This window comes from Dyella sp. EPa41 (assembly GCF_016586165.1).
In the GTDB taxonomy this organism is placed as follows: domain Bacteria; phylum Pseudomonadota; class Gammaproteobacteria; order Xanthomonadales; family Rhodanobacteraceae; genus Dyella.
Genome location: NZ_BCPR01000006.1, coordinates 36724 through 53792, shown reverse-complemented (window position 1 = coordinate 53792; position 17069 = coordinate 36724). Strand labels below are relative to the sequence as shown.

The 17069-nt window shown below is 67.4% G+C and carries 17 protein-coding genes; 14 read left to right on the top strand and 3 right to left on the bottom strand.

Annotated elements, in window-relative coordinates; all coding sequences use genetic code 11:
• Window positions 1-5: 5 nt before the first annotated feature.
• Complete coding sequence (locus JMF82_RS03660) at window positions 6-1898, top strand: aromatic amino acid lyase (protein WP_201313186.1); 1893 nt, start codon at window positions 6-8, stop codon at window positions 1896-1898.
• A gap of 59 nt (window positions 1899-1957) precedes the next feature.
• On the opposite strand, the gene JMF82_RS03655 is transcribed toward JMF82_RS03660, so the two are convergent.
• From JMF82_RS03655 to JMF82_RS03645, 3 genes are read right to left on the bottom strand one after another with little or no spacing between them, the layout of a single operon-like run.
• Entirely contained in the window at window positions 1958-2578 is a 621-nt protein-coding gene (locus tag JMF82_RS03655) for a DUF998 domain-containing protein (RefSeq protein WP_201313185.1), read from the bottom strand.
• 18 nt (window positions 2579-2596) lie between these two features.
• Window positions 2597-4111 carry an MDR family MFS transporter gene (locus JMF82_RS03650; protein WP_201313184.1) on the bottom strand — a complete coding sequence of 505 codons (1515 nt, stop codon included), beginning with the start codon at window positions 4109-4111 and terminating at the stop codon, window positions 2597-2599.
• Entirely contained in the window at window positions 4108-4542 is a 435-nt protein-coding gene (locus tag JMF82_RS03645; RefSeq protein ID WP_236585282.1) for a MarR family winged helix-turn-helix transcriptional regulator, read from the bottom strand. Before JMF82_RS03645 ends, JMF82_RS03650 begins: the two co-directional genes overlap by 4 nt.
• 573 nt (window positions 4543-5115) lie before the next feature.
• Here JMF82_RS03645 and JMF82_RS03640 point away from each other — a divergent pair.
• From JMF82_RS03640 to cysW, 13 genes are all read left to right on the top strand, one after another.
• On the top strand, window positions 5116-5451 hold the full coding sequence (locus JMF82_RS03640) for a YerC/YecD family TrpR-related protein (protein ID WP_201313182.1): 336 nt from the start codon (window positions 5116-5118) through the stop codon (window positions 5449-5451).
• Complete coding sequence (hisG, locus tag JMF82_RS03635) at window positions 5448-6341, top strand: ATP phosphoribosyltransferase (protein ID WP_201313181.1); 894 nt, start codon at window positions 5448-5450, stop codon at window positions 6339-6341. Before JMF82_RS03640 ends, hisG begins: the two co-directional genes overlap by 4 nt.
• A 27-nt stretch (window positions 6342-6368) precedes the next feature.
• A complete protein-coding gene (gene hisD, locus JMF82_RS03630; RefSeq protein WP_201313180.1) occupies window positions 6369-7676 on the top strand; it encodes a histidinol dehydrogenase in 1308 nt (435 codons plus the stop codon).
• Window positions 7673-8734, top strand: coding sequence for a histidinol-phosphate transaminase (gene hisC, locus JMF82_RS03625; RefSeq protein WP_201313179.1), 1062 nt, complete (start codon window positions 7673-7675; stop codon window positions 8732-8734). Before hisD ends, hisC begins: the two co-directional genes overlap by 4 nt.
• The gene (gene hisB, locus JMF82_RS03620) at window positions 8731-9795 is read left to right on the top strand and encodes a bifunctional histidinol-phosphatase/imidazoleglycerol-phosphate dehydratase HisB (RefSeq protein WP_201313178.1); all 1065 of its coding nucleotides are present in this window, start codon (window positions 8731-8733) and stop codon (window positions 9793-9795) included. The genes hisC and hisB overlap by 4 nt, the downstream gene beginning before the upstream one ends.
• Window positions 9795-10385 carry an imidazole glycerol phosphate synthase subunit HisH gene (gene hisH, locus JMF82_RS03615; RefSeq protein WP_201313177.1) on the top strand — a complete coding sequence of 197 codons (591 nt, stop codon included), beginning with the start codon at window positions 9795-9797 and terminating at the stop codon, window positions 10383-10385. Before hisB ends, hisH begins: the two co-directional genes overlap by 1 nt.
• Window positions 10382-11110, top strand: a complete 729-nt coding sequence (hisA, locus tag JMF82_RS03610) for a 1-(5-phosphoribosyl)-5-[(5-phosphoribosylamino)methylideneamino]imidazole-4-carboxamide isomerase (RefSeq protein WP_201313176.1) — start codon at window positions 10382-10384, stop codon at window positions 11108-11110. Before hisH ends, hisA begins: the two co-directional genes overlap by 4 nt.
• Window positions 11104-11874: an imidazole glycerol phosphate synthase subunit HisF gene (gene hisF, locus JMF82_RS03605; RefSeq protein WP_201313175.1), complete on the top strand. Its 771-nt coding sequence runs from the start codon at window positions 11104-11106 to the stop codon at window positions 11872-11874. Before hisA ends, hisF begins: the two co-directional genes overlap by 7 nt.
• A 59-nt stretch (window positions 11875-11933) precedes the next feature.
• Entirely contained in the window at window positions 11934-12566 is a 633-nt protein-coding gene (gene hisIE, locus JMF82_RS03600; RefSeq protein WP_201313174.1) for a bifunctional phosphoribosyl-AMP cyclohydrolase/phosphoribosyl-ATP diphosphatase HisIE, read from the top strand.
• 278 nt (window positions 12567-12844) lie between these two features.
• Window positions 12845-14248 (top strand): FAD/NAD(P)-binding protein, encoded by a 1404-nt coding sequence (locus JMF82_RS03595; protein WP_201313173.1) that lies wholly within the window; start codon window positions 12845-12847, stop codon window positions 14246-14248.
• A 124-nt stretch (window positions 14249-14372) separates the two neighbouring features.
• Window positions 14373-15374, top strand: a complete 1002-nt coding sequence (locus JMF82_RS03590; protein WP_201313172.1) for a sulfate ABC transporter substrate-binding protein — start codon at window positions 14373-14375, stop codon at window positions 15372-15374.
• 4 nt (window positions 15375-15378) lie between these two features.
• Window positions 15379-16203, top strand: coding sequence for a sulfate ABC transporter permease subunit CysT (gene cysT / locus JMF82_RS03585; RefSeq protein ID WP_201313171.1), 825 nt, complete (start codon window positions 15379-15381; stop codon window positions 16201-16203).
• Window positions 16200-17063, top strand: a complete 864-nt coding sequence (gene cysW / locus JMF82_RS03580) for a sulfate ABC transporter permease subunit CysW (RefSeq protein ID WP_201313170.1) — start codon at window positions 16200-16202, stop codon at window positions 17061-17063. The genes cysT and cysW overlap by 4 nt, the downstream gene beginning before the upstream one ends.
• The last annotated feature ends 6 nt before the right edge of the window (window positions 17064-17069 follow it).

Here is a 17069-nt window from a genome sequence, read left to right as displayed (position 1 = left end):
AAGGCATGACCGCAAAGACGATACTCCTGGACGGCAACAGCCTCACCCGCGAGCAACTGGTGGCCGTGGCGCGACAGGGCCTGCATGTGGCGCTGGATGAAACCCAGCTCAAGCGCGTACAGCGCGCGGCCGACTTTCTTGCCGACAAGGTGAGCTGCGGCGAGCCGACCTACGGCGTCACCACCGGCTTCGGCAGCAACGCCGACAAGCTGCTGGGCGCGCACCGCCTGCGCGACGAGCTTCCCGGCGGCAACCCTGGCAAGCCGGAAGGCACGCTGCTGGAAGAACTGCAGCACAACCTCATCACCACACACGCGGTGTGCGTGGGCAAGCCGTTCGCGCCGGACGTGGTGCGCGCGATGCTGGTGATCCGCATCAACACCTTGATGCGTGGCCACTCCGGCATTCGCGTGGAGACGCTCAAGGCGCTCACCGCGATGCTCAATGCCGGCGTGGTGCCGGTGGTGCCGGAGAAGGGTTCGGTGGGCGCCAGCGGCGACCTCGCGCCGCTCTCGCACCTGGCCATCGTGCTGCTGGGTGGTGGTGAGGCGTTCTACCAGGGCGAGCGCCTGCCGGGCGCCGAAGCGCTGAAGCGCGCGGGCCTGTCGCCCATTCGCCTGTCCTTCAAGGAAGGCCTGGCGCTCAACAACGGTACGGCGCAAATGCTGGCCACCGGCGCGTTGGCGCTGGAGGACCTGGAGCATCTGCTCGACCTCGCCGATCTCGCCGCCGCGATGACGCTTGATGCCTTCGCCGGCCGCAGTGGCGCGCTGCGCCCCGAGGTACATGCGCTTCGCCCGCATCCTGGGCAGGTGGACACGGCCGCGCATGTGCGTGACCTGCTGGAAGGCAGCACGCTGGTCGACATTCCCTATCACCTGGTCCCGCGCTTCAAGCCGTGGGCGGCCGAAGCCTGGGCCGACCCCGCCGACCAGGCGCTTACTTTCGATATCGGTTGGGATTGGGTGCCGGCGAACCAGCGCCATGGCCGCGAGGCGTTCTATGCGCGATTCCTGCCGTTCAAGGGCGGCAAGAAGCACCAGCCGCAGGATGCCTATTGCCTGCGCTGCATGCCGCAAGTGCACGGCGCGGTGCGCGATGCGTGGGCGCAGGCCTGCCGCGTGTTCGACATCGAGCTCAATGCCGTTACCGACAACCCGCTGATCTTCCCGGATGCCGAGAACGCGCAGTTCATCGAGGAGCAGGTGATCTCCGCGGGCCACTTCCACGGCATGCCGCTGGCGCTGGCGATGAGCTACGTGAAGGCGGCGATCCCGGTGCTGGCCTCCATCTCCGAGCGTCGCCTCAACAAGCTGGTGGACCCGGCCACCAACGACGGCCTGCCGGCCTTCCTCACCGGCAACGAGGACGGCACCGATTCGGGCTTCATGATCGTGCAGTACACCGCGGCGGCACTGGTGAACGACCTCGCCACGCGCGCGCATCCGGCCAGCGTGTATTCGGTGCCCACCAGCGCGAACGCGGAAGACCATGTGTCGATGGGCGCCAACGAGGCACGCCACGTGCTGGAGATGATGGAAGACCTCGGCCACGTGCTTTCGCTGGAGCTCTACACCGCGGCGCAGGCGCTGGATTTCCGCCAGGCGATGCTCAACGCGGCATGCCGCCTGGCGTCCCGTGGCGATTGGCAGGCGCTGGCCGGCAAGGTGTCCAACGCGCCGCGCGAAGGCCATCCGCATTACGCGCAGTTCGTGGCCGAAGTGCAGCAGCTCACCCGGGCATTGGCGAGCGTGGGCGATTTCCACGCGGGTGAGGCCGTGCGCAAGGCACACGACGCGCTGCGCGAGCACATCGCCTTCATGCCGCGCGACCGCGCCATGGATGGCGACGTGCGCACGGTGTGCGAGCTGGTGCGCCGGCGCGTGTTCGCGGCGTAAGAGCGGCGCGTCGTTTCCGCATCGACGCTCCTTTTGCAGGAGCGCACCCAGTGCGCGAATCAATCTCGCCGCTGCCCCCGCCATAGCTGCCACGCCGCCCATCCCAACCACAGCAGGATGAGCACGATCAGCAGCTTTTGGGTCAGGCCGGGCGGCAGGCCCCTCCACAGCGCCAGCACCCACATCTGCACGAAGGCGAGCCAGGCCAGCACGAGGCCGGCTCGCCGCGTGCGTGTGCCTTCCTGTCGTTGCCAGCGCGACGACCACAACAGCATGCCCATGACCAGGCAAAGAAAGGTGGCCTGCGCCGCCAGGCCATGCACCAGTCGAGCAAGGTTTTCCTGCGCCGTGTTCTCGAACAACACCGTGTAAGCCACGACCGGCAGCGCCAGCGCCGCGATTATGAAAAGGGCGCTGGCCAGTGCGCTGCGTGACGTATGTGCCGCGGCGCGATAGCCGGCGAAGGCGAATGCGGCCAGCGATGCCGCCATCAGGTAGTAGGCGCCGCGCAACCAGTAACCGCCGGGACCGCGCAGATACGTGCTGAGCGGCATGGCGACGGGATCGAGATCGGCGCGCGTGAACTGCAACGCGCCTGCTGTCAACGCAAAGACAGCGACGGCGGCGCAGAGCAGGGTGATGGACAATCGTTGCAATGCTGCATGATGAGGCTTGTCCATCGTGCTCCTCTCCTGGGTTCAGCTGCCCGCGGCTGCCGGTGCGCCGTGATGATCGCGCAACGGCAGCTCCGGCATCAGCAGGATGAGCAGGAATGCGCAGGCGATCACGCAAGTGCCCACGAGGAAGGTCGTGGTGATGGCGTGTCGATAGAGCGGCACGGCGGTGCTCGCTGCGTGCGACCAGTCGAACGCTGCGCCACCTTCGCCAGGGAGCGGCGAGACGGTCGTTGCGCCGCCATGGGTGCGTAGCTGCCACGCCAGGATCGCGCCCGACCCCGCCACGCCGACCAGTCCGCCCAGCGAGCGGAAGAATGCCAGCGTGGCCGTACCGACGCCGCGATGGACGGGCGCCAACGCGTTTTGCACGGCGATGGTCATGTTGGGCATCACCAGTCCCAGGCCCAGGCCCAGTGCGAGGATCGCCGGCTCGATCACCGCCAGGCTCCGGGACGTCGCCGCGCCCCAGGTGAGCACGGCAAAGGCGAGCGTGGCCGCGGCCAGCCCGGTGACCTGCGCCGGCTTGTAGCGCCCGGCACGCAACAGCACGCGACCATTGAACAGGGACGCGGCCGCCATGCCGATCATCAACGGCCCGATCAGCAGGCCGGACCGGGCGGGACTCGCGCCCATGACCAACTGGAAGAACAACGGGAAGAACAGGCTGGCGCCCATCAGGCCCATGAAGGTCATCGCCATCACCGAGCTGGCGATGACGAACAGCCGGTTGTGGAACAGGCCCAACGGAAGCACCGGTTCTGGCTCGTACTGCACGTGGCGCACGAACAGCGCGCCGCACACCAGGGCAAGTGCCGCCATGCTTGCGAGCGGCGTCGAGAACCACGGCCAGGTCGATCCGCCCAGCGTAAGCACCAGCAGGAAGGCGACCGTCGCCACCGTCATCAGCAACGAGCCGATGTAGTCGATGCGTCGCGCATGCAGCGGCGTGTACTGGCGCAGGGCGCGCCCGATCATCACCATGGCCACCGCGCCGACAGGCAGGTTGATGTAGAAGATCCAATGCCACGACAGCAGGTCGGTGATGACGCCGCCAAGCAGCGGGCCGAGCACGCTGCAGATGGCGAAGATCGCCGCGATCACGCCCTGCCATCGCCCGCGGCGGGTTGGCGTGAGCATGTCGCCGATGATGATCTGCGCCAGCGGCACCAGGCCACCCGCGCCCAGGCCTTGCACGGCGCGAAACACGATCAGCTCGACCAGGTTGCGCGAGGCGCCGCTCAGCACCGAGCCCAGCAGGAAAGTGATCACCGCCACGTAGACCATCGGCTTGCGGCCGTACTGGTCGCTCAGCTTGCCGTACAGCGGCATGGTCGCGGTGGAGGCAAGCACGTACGCCGTCACCACCCACGACAGATGATTGATGCCGCCGAGGTCGCTCACGATGCGCGGCAGCGCGGTCGCCACGATGCTCTGGTCGATGGCGCCGAGCGCCAGCATGATGATCAGGCCGATGAAGACCTGGCGTATCTCGCGTTCGGTGGGAACGATCGTGGTGTCGATGTGCGGGGAGGTCATAGATCCAGTTCGTTCAGGGCCGGGATGGCGGCGCGGATGGCGTTCCGCGACTCGACCGGAAGCTTGGCCAGGGCCTGCGCGAGCCGGTCGGTGCGCCGTTTGCGATGGGCATCGATGGCGTCGTTGCCCTGTGCGGTGGCGACCAGGCCCACGCGGCGCCGGTCGCCCGCGGCCGGTTCGGTGCGCTCCACCAGGCCCGCGGCGACCATCGCGTTGACATGGCCGCTGATGGTCGGGCTGCGCAGGTTTTCCTGCCGCGCCAGGTCGCCGACGCCGATGCCTGGCTGGTCGATGATGGCGATCAGCAACTGCTTGCGTAGGGGCGGAATGCCGTCGTTGTGGGCATCGCGGCGAAGCTGCCGGTAGATGCGCCGCAGTGGCGTGCGCAATTCTTCGGCCAGCAGCCGGGCATCGCTGGGGATCGGGGACATGGCGGCTTTCATCTAAATAGGTAGGCTACCTATTTAATATAGCGCGCTCGATGGCTGCACGGGAAGGGCGTCTGCGAAACATGGGCGGCCACAGGGGGATCACCCCAGTTTTTGCTGCTGTTGCAGGAGCCCACCCAGTGGGCGACCGCGGCGCGTCGGCGTCACCGCTCCGTTGGCTTGTCGCGCACTGGGTGCGCTCCTACAGGGGGGATCACCAGTTTTTGCTGCTGTTGTAGGAGTCCACCTGGTGGATGACCGCCGCGCGTCGGCGTCACCGCTCGGTTGGCTTGTCGCGCACAGGGTGCGCTCCCACAGGCGCGATCACCTTCAGTCTTTGCTGCTGTTGTAGGAGCCCACCCAGTGGGCGACCGCCGCGCATCGGCGTCGCCGCTCCGTTGGCTTGTCGCGCACTGGGTGCGCTCCTACAGGCCCGGGTCGCGTTCGATTCGCAAGAAAACACGCCGGCGGGCCGGTCGCTCGCTTAACGCCTCGCGCGAGTAGCGGCGCGCCCGGTTGCTGCACCGCATCGTGTCGCGTATGATGCGCTCCATTGTATTAACGCATTAGTACGCTATGAAGCGCCGATCGCTCGATCCCGAAACCCCTGCCGAGTCCGCCGAGCTCAGTCTTTGCGAGGCTTTGCTTTCGCTGAAGAACGCCGAGGAAATGTCGGCCTTCCTGCACGACTTGTGCACCCCGGCCGAGCTGGAGGTGCTGGTCGATCGCTGGCGCGTGGTGCCTTACCTGCTCGATGGCGTGGCCTATCGCGAGATCCACGAGCGGACGGCGGTGAGCATCACCACCATCGGGCGCGTGGCGCGTTTCCTCAATCAGGGCAATGGCGGCTACCTCGCTGCCGCCGCCCGCGCTGCCCGTCGCCGGGCAGCCAGCAAGAAGGCCAAGGCATGAAACCGCGGGATCGACTACGTATAGCGATGCAGAAGTCTGGCCGGCTCACCGAGCCCGCGCTGGAACTGCTCAACCGTTGCGGCCTCACGTTTCGCCAGAGCCGCGACAAGCTGTTCTGCTTCGGCGAGGGCGAGCCCGTCGACCTGCTGCTGGTGCGAGACGACGACATTCCGGGGCTGATCGCGCAGGGCGTGTGCGACCTGGGCATCGTGGGCCGCAACGTGCTCAGCGAGTTCCGCTACACCGCCGGACGCGAGGCGCCGGCGCTGGCCGAATGGCGGTCGCTCGGCTTCGGTCGCTGCCGCCTGTCGATCGCCGTGCCGCAGGAGCTCGACTATCGCGAACCCGCGCAATTGCAGGGCTTGCGCATCGCCACCTCGTACCCGGGCCTGCTCGGCGAGTGGTTGCGCACGCATGGCGTGGATGCGGGGGTGGTGACGCTGGCCGGTTCGGTGGAAATCGCGCCGCGCCTCGGCACGGCCGATGCCATCTGCGATCTCGTGCAGAGCGGCGGCACGCTGGTGGCGAACCAGCTGCGCGAAGCCGACGTACTGCTGGAAAGCGAAGCCGTGCTCGCGGGCCCCGAGGCGCTGCCCACCGACGAGCGCGGCGACATGATCGACCTGTTGCTCAAGCGCCTCGACGGCGTGATCCAGGTGCGCGAGTCGCGCCTGCTGCTGCTGCAGACCTCGCGCAACGCATTGGACGCGGTGATCCGCCTGTTGCCCGGTGGTCCGCAACCGACCTTGCTGCCGGTGGCCGGCCAGCCCGACCAGCTGATGCTGCAGGCGCTCTGCGCGGGCGAAGTGAGTTGGCGGCAGCTCGAAGAGATCAAGAAGGCCGGTGCGCGCGAAATGTTCGTGCTCCCGGTCGAGAAGATGCTTGCGTGATGCAGGCGGACTGAAAGGTAGAACGTCATGAACCGCCTTGATTGGAATGCACTCGACAACGCGGCGCGTCGCGCGGCGCTGGCCCGTCCGGCGCAGTCGCGCGCCGAGACGCTGCGCAACGGCGTGGAGCAGATCGTCGCGCGCGTGCGCGCGGACGGCGACCAGGCGCTGCGCGAGCTCAGCGCACGCTTCGACCGCTGCACCCTCGATGCCATTGAAGTATCCGCGCAGGAAATCGACGAAGCCGAAGCGCGCCTGGCACCGGCACTGAAAGCCGCCATCGAGGAGGCCTCCGCGCGCATCGATGCGTTCCACCGCGCGGCGGCTCCCCAGCCGGTGGCGCTGGACACGGCCAATGGCGTGCGCGTCGAGCGCATACTGCGGCCGATCCGTCGGGTTGGCCTGTACGTGCCTGCGGGCAGCGCGCCGTTGCCGTCCACCGCGCTGATGCTGGGCGTGCCCGCACGCATCGCCGGTTGCGCCGAGGTTGTGCTGTGCTCGCCGGCGCGCGCGGACGGACGCTGCGACGAAGCCGTGTTGTATGCGGCACGGATCACCGGCGTGCACAAGGTGTTCAAGCTGGGCGGCGCGCAGGCGATCGCGGCCATGGCCTATGGCACCGTATCGGTGCCCAAGTGCGACAAGCTGTTTGGTCCCGGCAATGCCTGGGTGACCGAGGCGAAGCTGCAGGTGTCGTCCGACCCGGAGGGTGCCGCCATCGACATGCCGGCCGGTCCCTCGGAAGTGCTGGTGATTGCCGATGAGCAGGCCAATGCGGCCTTCGTCGCCGCCGACCTGTTGTCGCAGGCCGAGCATGGCCCGGATTCGCAGGTGATCCTGCTCAGCCCGTCGGCGTCGTTGCTGGACGCCGTCGAAAGCGAGGTGGCGCAACAGTGCGCACTGCTGCCGCGCGCGGACATCGCCACGCAGGCACTCTCGCAGAGCCGGCTGATTGCCGTGTCGTCGCTGGCGCAGGCGGTGGAGGTGAGCAATCGCTACGCGCCCGAGCACCTGATCCTGCAGGTGGAACAGCCGCGCGACCTGCTGGCGGGCGTGCAGAGCGCCGGTTCGGTGTTCCTCGGCGCGTGGACGCCGGAGTCCGTGGGTGACTATTGCAGCGGCAGCAACCACGTGCTGCCTACCTACGGTTATGCACGCAGCTACAGCGGCGTTTCCGTGGCGAGCTACCAGAAGCAGATCACCGTGCAGGAACTCTCGCCGGCTGGCCTGCGCGAGATCGGTCCCTGCACGGCGACGCTGGCCGCCGCCGAGCAGTTGGAGGCGCACCGCCGCGCCGTCACCCTGCGCCTTGCCGCGTTGGAGACGGCCGCATGAGCATCGTGGACATTGCACGCCCGGAGATTCGCGCCATGCAGCCGTATTCCTCCGCGCGCATGGAGGCGAGCGGCGGCGCGATCCTGCTCAACGCGAACGAATCCTCCTGGGCGCCACCCGGCGATGACGCGCTGGACTGCAACCGCTATCCCGACCCGCAACCGCCCGCGCTGATCGAAGCGCTGGCGACGCTCTATGGCGTGCGTCCGGCGCAGGTGCTGGTGGGGCGGGGCAGCGACGAGGCGATCGACTTGCTGGTCCGCGCGTTTTGCCGCGCCGGGGAAGACGCCATCGCGATCCAGCCGCCGACCTTCGGCATGTACGCCGTATGCGCGCGCATCCAGAACGCGGCGGTGCTGGAGCTTCCACTGGCCGAGGATTTCTCGCTGGACGTGGACGCCGCGCTTGCCGCACTGACACCGGCGGTGAAGCTGGTGTTCGTGTGCACGCCAAACAATCCGACGGGCCAGCGGGTGACCCAGGCCCAGGTGGAGCGCCTTGCGCAGGCACTCTCCGGCCGGGCATTGCTGGTGGTGGATGAGGCCTATATCGAATTTTCCGACATGGCGAGCGCGGCACCACTGATCGACCGCTACGACAACCTCGCCGTGCTGCGCACGCTGTCCAAGGCCTGGGCGCTGGCGGGCGCGCGCATCGGCACCCTGCTGGCGAACGAAGAGGTGATCGCGTTGCTCCGTCGCATCATCGCGCCATACCCGTTGCCGCGCCCTTGCGTGGCGCTGGCGCTGCAGGCGCTGACGGCGGCTGGCCAAGCCGATGCGCGGCAACACATCGCCATCGTGCGTGAGCAGCGCGCGCGGATGGCCGCGGCGCTGGCGGCCTTGCCGGGCGTGCGCGCGGTGCTGCCGTCGCAAGCCAACTTCCTGGCGGTGCGGCTGGACGATCCCGCCACGGTCTACCAGCGCCTGCTCGACGCCGGCATCGTGGTTCGCGACGTACGTCGTTATCCACGGTTGGGCGACGCATTGCGCATCACCATCGGCACCGCGGAAGAAAACGACCGCGTGCTCGCCGTGCTCCAGGACATCGACGCATGAGCCGCAAGATACTCTTCATCGACCGCGACGGTTGCCTCATCGAGGAGCCGGCAGATTTCCAGATCGACAGCTTCGAGAAGTTCGCGCTGTTGCCGGGCGTGATCGGCGCGTTGCAGCGCATCGTGGCGGGCGGTTACGAGCTGGTGATGGTGACCAACCAGGATGGCCTTGGCACCGACAGCTTTCCGGAGGCCGATTTCACCGGCCCGCACGAACTGCTGATGCGCATTCTTTCCTCGCAGGGGATCACGGTGCGCGAAGTCCTGATCGACCGCAGTTTCCCGCACGAGAACAAGGACACGCGCAAGCCGGGCGTGGGCATGCTTCGGCACTATCTCGCCGATGATGGATGGAGCCGCGCGGCGTCGGCGATGGTCGGCGACCGCGAGACCGACCTGCAGTTCGCCGCGAACATGGGCGTGCGCGGCTTTCGCGTCGGCCCACAGGGGCTCGCGTGGAACGAGGTCGCGCACCAGTTGCTCGACGCGCCGCGCATGGCCACGGTCGAGCGCAACACCCGCGAGACGCGCATTACCGTGAGCGTCAACCTGGACAAGACCGCCGAGCCGCAGATCCATACCGGCCTGGGCTTCTTCGACCACATGCTGGAGCAGATCGGCAAGCACGGTGGCTTCGCGCTGGCGTTGGGTTGCGACGGCGATACGCATATCGACGAACACCACACCATCGAGGATTGCGCGCTGGCGCTCGGCCAGGCCCTGCGCCAGGCGTTGGGCGACAAGCGCGGCATCGGCCGCTATGGCTTCGTGCTGCCCATGGACGAAGCGCAGGCCAGTGCCGCGCTCGATCTCTCCGGTCGCCCCTATTTCGTCTTCGAGGGACGGTTCCCGCGTGAACGCGTGGGCGACATACCCACCGAGCTCGTGCCGCATTTCTTCCGTTCACTGTGCGAGACGCTGGGCGCCAACCTGCACCTGAGCGTGCAGGGCGAGAATGCGCACCACATGGTGGAAGCCTGTTTCAAGGTCGTGGCGCGGGCGTTGCGCCAGGCGATCCGGCGCGAAGGCAGCGACCTGCCCAGCACCAAGGGAGCGCTGTGATGGGTGTCGTGCTGGTTGATGCGGGCGGCACCAATATCGGGTCCGTGCGCTATGCCCTGCAGCGTCTGGGCGTGGACGCTGCGCTCACCTCCGACGCCGAGACCATCCGCACCGCGGACAAGGTGATTCTTCCGGGCGTCGGCGCCGCCGGCCCGGGCATGGCTCGCCTGCGCGAGCTTGGCCTGGTCGAGGAGATCCGCTCGCTTACGCAGCCGGTGCTGGGCGTTTGCCTGGGCATGCAGCTCTTGTGCGAACGCTCGGAAGAGGGTGACACCGCGTGTCTCGGCGTCGTGCCGGCAACGGTGCGTCGCTTTGCGGAGCAGCCTGGCCGGCGCGTGCCGCACATGGGCTGGAATCGCGTACGCCGCCAGCGCGAGCATCCGTTGCTGGCTGGCCTGGGCGATGACGAGTGGGCGTACTTCGTGCACAGCTACGCGGTGCCGATGGGCGACTATGCGCTGGCTTCCACCGATTACGGCGATGACTTTGCCTGCGTGATTTCGCGAGGCAACTTCCATGGCATGCAGTTCCACCCCGAGCGTTCGGCCAAGGTCGGCGCCCGCCTGCTGAAGAATTTCCTCGAGCTATGAGCTTTACCGTCATCCCCGCCATCGATCTTCGCAGCGGCCGCGTGGTGCGCCTCAAGCAGGGCGACTACGCGCAGCAGACCACCTATGAATTCGACCCGCGGGCGCTGGCTGGCCGCTATGCGCAGGCCGGCGCCGAATGGCTGCACCTGGTGGACCTGGATGGCGCCCGTGGCGGCAGCCTGGAAAACCTCGCGGTGATCGAATCGATCGCCCGCGATGGCATGCGAATCCAGGCCGGCGGCGGCGTGCGTTCGGAAGCCGACGTGCAGCGCCTGTTCGACGCCGGCGTGTCGCGCGTGGTGGTCGGCAGCCTCGCCATCCGTGAACCGGAGCGTGTCGCCGGATGGCTCTCAACGCATGGCGCCGGGCGCATCACGCTGGCGCTGGACACCTTGCAGCAGGACGGCGCGTGGCGCCTGCCCAGCGCGGGATGGACCGAGACCGAAGCGCGTACCCTGGATGAGCTGGCGCCATGGTATGCGGTGCGCGGTGCGCGGCACCTGTTGTGCACGGACATCCATCGTGACGGCATGCTCGCCGGATTCAATCTCGACCTGTACGCCCATCTGTCGGCCACGGTGCCGAGCCTGGCGGTGCAGGCTTCCGGCGGCGTGCGCTCGCTCGACGACATTCGCGCAGCGCGCGAGGCAGGCGCCAAGGGCGTCATCCTCGGGCGGGCCTTGCTCGAAGGCCGCTTCAGCGTGGAGGAGGCCTTGGCATGCTGAGCAGACGCATCATCCCCTGCCTGGACGTGCGCGACGGCAAGGTCGTCAAGGGCGTGCGGTTCCGCGATCACGTCGTGATGGGCGAGATCGTCGACCTCGCGCTTCGTTATCGCGACGAAGGTGCGGACGAACTGGTGTTCTACGACATCACCGCCAGCCCCGAGGGGCGCAGCGTCGATCGTGGATGGGTGGAGCGCGTCGCGAGCGTCATCGATATTCCGTTCTGCGTGGCCGGTGGCATCCGCAGCGTGGAAGAGGCGAGGGCGGTGCTGCATGCGGGTGCCGACAAGATTTCGGTCAACTCGCCTGCGCTGGAGCGCCCGGCCTTGATCGGCGAACTGGCTGCCGCTTTCGGCGTGCAGTGCGTGGTGGTCGGCGTGGACAGCCTGCGCGACGCGGACGGCGAATGGCGCGTGCGGCAGTACACCGGTGATCCGACGCGGACGCAGGCACTGCCGCGCCGCACGCTGGACTGGATCCTGGAGGCGCAGCAGCGCGGGGCCGGCGAAATCGTGCTCAATTGCATGGGCAGCGATGGCGTGCGGCAGGGTTACGACCTTGAACAGCTGGCCGTCGTGCGCGCGCTCTGCCATGTGCCATTGATTGCCTCGGGCGGAGCCGGCGCGCCCGAGCACTTCCATGACGCATTCGCGCAGGCCGATGTGGACGGCGCGCTCGCGGCAAGCGTGTTTCATTCCGGTGCCATCGCCATACCTGCACTGAAGCAATCACTGGCCGCGTGGGGCGTCAACGTACGGCCTTAGCATCGATCGACCGGCGCCTCTTTCGCGCAGCGATGGGCGCCACTTTCCGGACATTCAAGATGACTTCGACTTTCCCCGATTCCACGCAGCCCGACTGGTCCAAGGGTGCCGGTTTGCTGCCGGTCATCGTGCAGCACTGGTTGACCGGCGAAGTGTTGATGCTGGGCTATATGAATGCCGATGCTTTGGCGACGACACGGGCCACCGGCCATGTGACCTTCTACAGCCGAAGCAAGCAGCGCCTGTGGACCAAGGGCGAAACATCCGGCAACGTGCTGGTGTTGAAATCGCTGCGCATCGATTGCGACGCGGACACGCTGCTGGTCATGGCCGACCCGCATGGACCGACCTGCCACAAGGGCACGAGCAGCTGCTTTGGCGATGACGTGCGTCCGGCGGGCGGTTTTCTTGCCGAGCTGGATGCGCTGGTGGCGCGCCGGCACGCCGAGCGCCCGGAGGGCAGCTATACGACGCGCCTGTTCGAAGGCGGCATCCGGCGGATGGCGCAGAAGGTCGGCGAAGAAGGCGTGGAAACGGCGCTCGCCGCCGTCGCGCAGGACGACGACGCGCTGCTCGGTGAGGCGGCCGATCTCATCTTCCACCTGCTGGTGACCCTGCGCGCGCGCGGCCTCGGCCTTTCCGAGGTCGCCACCGTGCTCGCGCAACGGCATGCCGATCGCGGCGGGCACTGACGGGACCCGCCTCATAACCTCCGGGGAATGAGGCGTGCTGCAACGCGACGGACGGCTAGCGCCACCTTAACGGCGCCTATGTTTGATTCTGCATCACGCAGGCAGGCATCGCATCGACGGTGCGTGAGCCTGCGACACAGGCTTCGACCGGGTGATTGGAATCATCCAGTGTCGTGAAGATCGTTTTCACCTGTGGTGTGAAGCTAAGGGGAACGTCGCCGGTTGACCCGTCGTCGACGGATCGTCCGGTGTCATGTCCGCAGTCCGAGGAGCGAGTGATGGCTGATATCGCGGTGATCGGTGGTGGGGCAGCGGGCGCGGCCGCCTTTGGCGAGTTGCTTGCGCAATACGAGGCCGGGACGGTCCATTGGATCGTCGGGCAGCAGACGCCGGGGCGCGGCGTCGCCTACGCCACGGGCGATGACAGGCACCTGCTGAACGTGCGTGCGTCAGGCATGGGGGTGTTCCATGAGCACGCGGAGGATTTCATCCAGCATGCGTCGCGCCAGCTCGGCCAGGTCAAAGGCACGGACTTCCTGCCGCGCCGTTTGTTCGGCGATTTCATCCAGGCGCAGGTCGGTGCGCGCATCGATGCGGCGCGCCGCGCCGGCCGAAGCTTTCGCATCCATCCGGGCAGCGCACGCGAAGTGATGGCGCGCGCCGAGGGTGGTTACGCCGTGCGTATCGGGGCCGACCGCTGGCTTGATGTTTCGCGGGTGGTGCTGGCGATCGGCTCGTTGTCGCAGCGGCCGCTGCGCACCGTGTCGACCACGGCATTGGCCGGCGGCGCCTATGAACTCGATCCATGGCGGCTGGATCGCCACCCCAAACCGCCGCGGCGCATCGTCGTCATCGGCACCGGGCTCACCGCGGTCGACACCTTGCTGTCGGCCGCCGTGCGATGGCCGCACGCGGAACTCTTGGCCGTGTCGCGCCACGGCCTGTGGCCCTTCACGCACTCTGCACTGCCGCTCGGTACCTATGCGCACCAGCAGGAACTCAACCGCGCCTTGCTGGCCAGCGACGGCCCGGCGGCGATGCTGCGGCTGGTGCGACGCGCCATGGCGGAGGCGCCCGATACGGATTGGCGCAGCCTCGTCGATGGCATGCGGCCCATCAATGCGTTGCTCTGGCAACGCATGAGCCACCCGCAGCGTCGCCAGTTCTTGCGCCATGCACGCTGGATCTGGGAAGCCTCGCGTCATCGCATGGCGCCGGCCTCGGGCGAGGCGATCCACCAATTGCAGGAAGAGGGGAGGCTGCAGGTGCTTGCATCGCGCGTGCTCGATGTCGATGGCTCCTCCCCCTTGCAGCTGACGCTGCGTGAGCGCGCGACGCAGCTCGTGGCGACCATCGAGGCGGATCTGGTCATCCAGGCCACCGGGCTGGATACCGCGGTCGCCTATGGTGCCCACGAACTGCTTTCGCAGTTGCTGCGCGATGGCCTCGCCGTGGCCGATCCCCTGCAGTTGGGTATTTCCGCCCATCCGGATGGCCAGCTGCTCGACGATCGCGGCGCGCCACGGCCGGGCCTGTACGCGATCGGGTCGCTGCTTCGCGGCAATCTGTGGGAATGTACGGCCATGCCGGAAATCCGTGCGGCCGCCCATCGGTTGGCGCAGCACATGGTGGCAATGGGCAGCGCGCGCGCGTCCCGCGACAGCGTCAGCGAAGGTTCGTGAGGCGAGTCAAGGGGGATTGCGCTGATTTCGCGCATGGCGAAGCCATGAGGTTATGCCATATTGCGATTTCGCATACGCACGCCGGCCCGATAGTCTGGTCGTTCGTGCCTTCGCAGGAGACGTCATGAATAAGCTCGTTCCGTGCCTGGTGGCGCTCGCTGGCACCCTGCTGGCAGCCAGCGTGGCAGCCAAGGATGTCACCCTGCTCAACGTTTCCTACGACCCGACGCGCGAGCTGTACCGGGACATCAACAACGCGTTCGCCGCGCAGTGGAAGGCGCAGCATGGCGACAGCGTGACCATCCAGATGTCGCATGGTGGCTCGGGCAAGCAGGCACGCTCCGTGGTCGATGGCCTGCCGGCCGACGTGGTCACGCTCGCGCTCGCCTACGACATCGACGCCGTGTCCGATCGCGGCCTGATAGCCAGGAACTGGCAGACGCGGCTGCCGGACAACGCATCGCCCTATACCTCCGCCATCGTGTTCCTGGTGCGCAAGGGCAATCCCAAGGGCATCAAGGATTGGGCCGACCTGGTGCGTCCTGGCGTGCAGGTGGTGACGCCCAATCCGAAGTCGTCCGGCGGCGCGCGCTGGAATTTCCTGGCGGCGTGGGGCTATGCGCTCAAGCAGCCCGGCGGAAACGAAGCCAAGGCCAGGGCCTACGTGCAGGAGTTGTACAAGCACGTGCCGGTGCTCGATACCGGTGCACGTGGCGCCACCAATACCTTCGCGCAGCGCGGCATTGGCGACGTGCTGATCGCCTGGGAAAACGAGGCTTTGCTGGCGCAGCGCCAATTGGGCAAGGACAAGTTCGAGGTCGTCGTGCCGTCGGTCACCATCCTGGCCGAGCCGCCCGTGTCGGTGGTCGATGCGAATGCGGACAAGCACGGCACGCGGGCCGTGGCCGACGCGTACGTGCAGTTCCTGTACACGCCGCAAGGGCAGGAGATCGCCGCGAAAAACTATTACCGGCCACGCCTGCAGGACGTCGCCGCGCGCTACGCAAGCCAGTTCCCGGCCACGCATACGTTCACCATCGGCGAGGTGTTCGGCGACTGGCGACAGGCGCAGGCAAAGTTCTTCGCCGAGGGCGCGATCTTCGACCAGTTGGGCGCGGGACGCTGATTTCATGCGAAGACAGGTGCTCCCCGGTTTCGGCCTCAGCTTCGGCTATGCGCTGACCTACCTGGGGTTGATCGTCCTGCTGCCGCTGGCGGCACTGGCCTGGAAGGCGACCGGCATTGGCTTCCACGGGCTGATCCAGCTGCTGTCCGGCCCACGCACGTTGGCGGCATTGCGGCTCAGCCTGTTCGGCGCCCTGCTGGCGGCATCCATCAACGCCGTGGTGGGCTTGCTGATCGGCTGGGTGCTGGTGCGCTATCGGTTCCCGGGGCGGCGCCTGTTCGACGCGCTGGTGGATCTGCCGTTTGCGCTGCCGACGGCGGTGGCCGGTATCGCGCTCACGACCTTGTATGCGCCCAATGGCTGGCTGGGCCGATGGCTGGAGCCGCTGGGCATCAAGGTGGCGTATACGCCGATCGGCGTGCTCGTCGCCATGGTGTTCGTCGGCTTCCCCTTCGTGGTGCGTACGCTGCAACCGGTGCTGGCGTCACTGGAGCGCGACGTGGAAGAAGCGGCGGAAAGCCTGGGGGCGCGTCGCCACCAGACCTTTTTCCGCGTGATCCTGCCGATGCTGGCGCCCACGCTGCTTACCGGCTTTGCGTTGGCGCTGGCGCGTGCCGTGGGTGAATACGGCTCGGTGATCTTCATCGCGGGCAACATCCCCATGCATTCGGAGATCGCGCCGCTGCTGATCGTGCAGAAGCTCGAACAGTTCGACACCGCCGGCGCCGCCGCGCTGGGCGTGGCCCTGCTGCTGCTTTCCTTCCTGCTGCTGGTGGTCATCGCCCTGCTGCAGCGCTGGAGCAACCGCTGGGCGGAGCGTGCCGCATGAGCAGGCATCCACGGTCGCGTTCGATGGGCTGGCCGCGTCGGATCGCGCATGTCGCGCTGATCCTGCTTGCCCTGGTGTTCCTGGTCGCGTTCCTTCTGCTGCCACTCGCCACCGTGTTCGTGGAGGCGTTCCGCCAGGGCGTGGCGCCTTACCTGCAAGCCATCTGGCAGCCTGAAGCGCGGTCGGCCATTCGCCTGACGCTGCTGGTGGCGGCGATCGCGGTGCCGCTCAACGTGGTCTTCGGCGTTGCCGCGGCCTGGGCGATGACGCGCTTCGAATTCCGCGGCAAGACGCTGCTCGGCGCTTTCATCGACCTGCCGTTCTCGGTCTCTCCGGTGATTTCCGGCCTGGTCTACGTGCTGCTGTTCGGCGCGCAGGGCTGGTTCGGCCCGTGGATGGAAGGGCATGGCCTCAAGGTCATCTACGCGGTGCCCGGACTGGTCCTGGTGACGGTCTTCATCACGTTGCCGTTCGTGGCGCGCGAGCTGATTCCGCTGATGCAGTCGCAGGGCAGCGAGGAAGAAGAGGCCGCGCGCGTGCTGGGGGCCAGCGGCTGGCAGCTGTTTTTCCGCGTCACCATGCCGAACATCCGCTGGGCGCTGCTGTACGGCGTGCTCTTGTGCAATGCGCGCGCGATGGGCGAGTTCGGCGCGGTGTCCGTGGTTTCCGGGCACATCCGCGGGCTCACCACGACCATGCCGCTGGAAGTGGAGATGCGCTACAACGAATACGATTACGTGGGCGCTTTCGCCGTGGCCTCGTTGCTGGCGCTGCTGGCCTTGCTCACGCTGGCCGTGAAAACCCTGCTGGAATGGCGGTATGGTGATGAAATCGCCGCGCACGCGCCGGGCGGGCATTGAGGACAC

Bases quoted from the DNA above. Each gene is read 5' to 3' on its own strand.
- hisB (WP_201313178.1), top strand. From the start codon at position 8,731: ATGAGCCGCAAGATACTCTTCATCGACCGCGACGGTTGCCTCATCGAG.
- hisA (WP_201313176.1), top strand. From the start codon at position 10,382: ATGAGCTTTACCGTCATCCCCGCCATCGATCTTCGCAGCGGCCGCGTG.
- hisF (WP_201313175.1), top strand. From the start codon at position 11,104: ATGCTGAGCAGACGCATCATCCCCTGCCTGGACGTGCGCGACGGCAAG.
- JMF82_RS03655 (WP_201313185.1), bottom strand. From the start codon at position 2,578: ATGGACAAGCCTCATCATGCAGCATTGCAACGATTGTCCATCACCCTG.
- hisH (WP_201313177.1), top strand. From the start codon at position 9,795: ATGGGTGTCGTGCTGGTTGATGCGGGCGGCACCAATATCGGGTCCGTG.
- hisG (WP_201313181.1), top strand. From the start codon at position 5,448: ATGAAACCGCGGGATCGACTACGTATAGCGATGCAGAAGTCTGGCCGG.
- cysW (WP_201313170.1), top strand. From the start codon at position 16,200: ATGAGCAGGCATCCACGGTCGCGTTCGATGGGCTGGCCGCGTCGGATC.
- hisIE (WP_201313174.1), top strand. From the start codon at position 11,934: ATGACTTCGACTTTCCCCGATTCCACGCAGCCCGACTGGTCCAAGGGT.
- cysT (WP_201313171.1), top strand. From the start codon at position 15,379: ATGCGAAGACAGGTGCTCCCCGGTTTCGGCCTCAGCTTCGGCTATGCG.
- JMF82_RS03590 (WP_201313172.1), top strand. From the start codon at position 14,373: ATGAATAAGCTCGTTCCGTGCCTGGTGGCGCTCGCTGGCACCCTGCTG.
- JMF82_RS03595 (WP_201313173.1), top strand. From the start codon at position 12,845: ATGGCTGATATCGCGGTGATCGGTGGTGGGGCAGCGGGCGCGGCCGCC.
- JMF82_RS03650 (WP_201313184.1), bottom strand. From the start codon at position 4,111: ATGACCTCCCCGCACATCGACACCACGATCGTTCCCACCGAACGCGAG.
- JMF82_RS03640 (WP_201313182.1), top strand. From the start codon at position 5,116: ATGAAGCGCCGATCGCTCGATCCCGAAACCCCTGCCGAGTCCGCCGAG.
- JMF82_RS03645 (WP_236585282.1), bottom strand. From the start codon at position 4,542: ATGTCCCCGATCCCCAGCGATGCCCGGCTGCTGGCCGAAGAATTGCGC.
- hisD (WP_201313180.1), top strand. From the start codon at position 6,369: ATGAACCGCCTTGATTGGAATGCACTCGACAACGCGGCGCGTCGCGCG.
- JMF82_RS03660 (WP_201313186.1), top strand. From the start codon at position 6: ATGACCGCAAAGACGATACTCCTGGACGGCAACAGCCTCACCCGCGAG.
- hisC (WP_201313179.1), top strand. From the start codon at position 7,673: ATGAGCATCGTGGACATTGCACGCCCGGAGATTCGCGCCATGCAGCCG.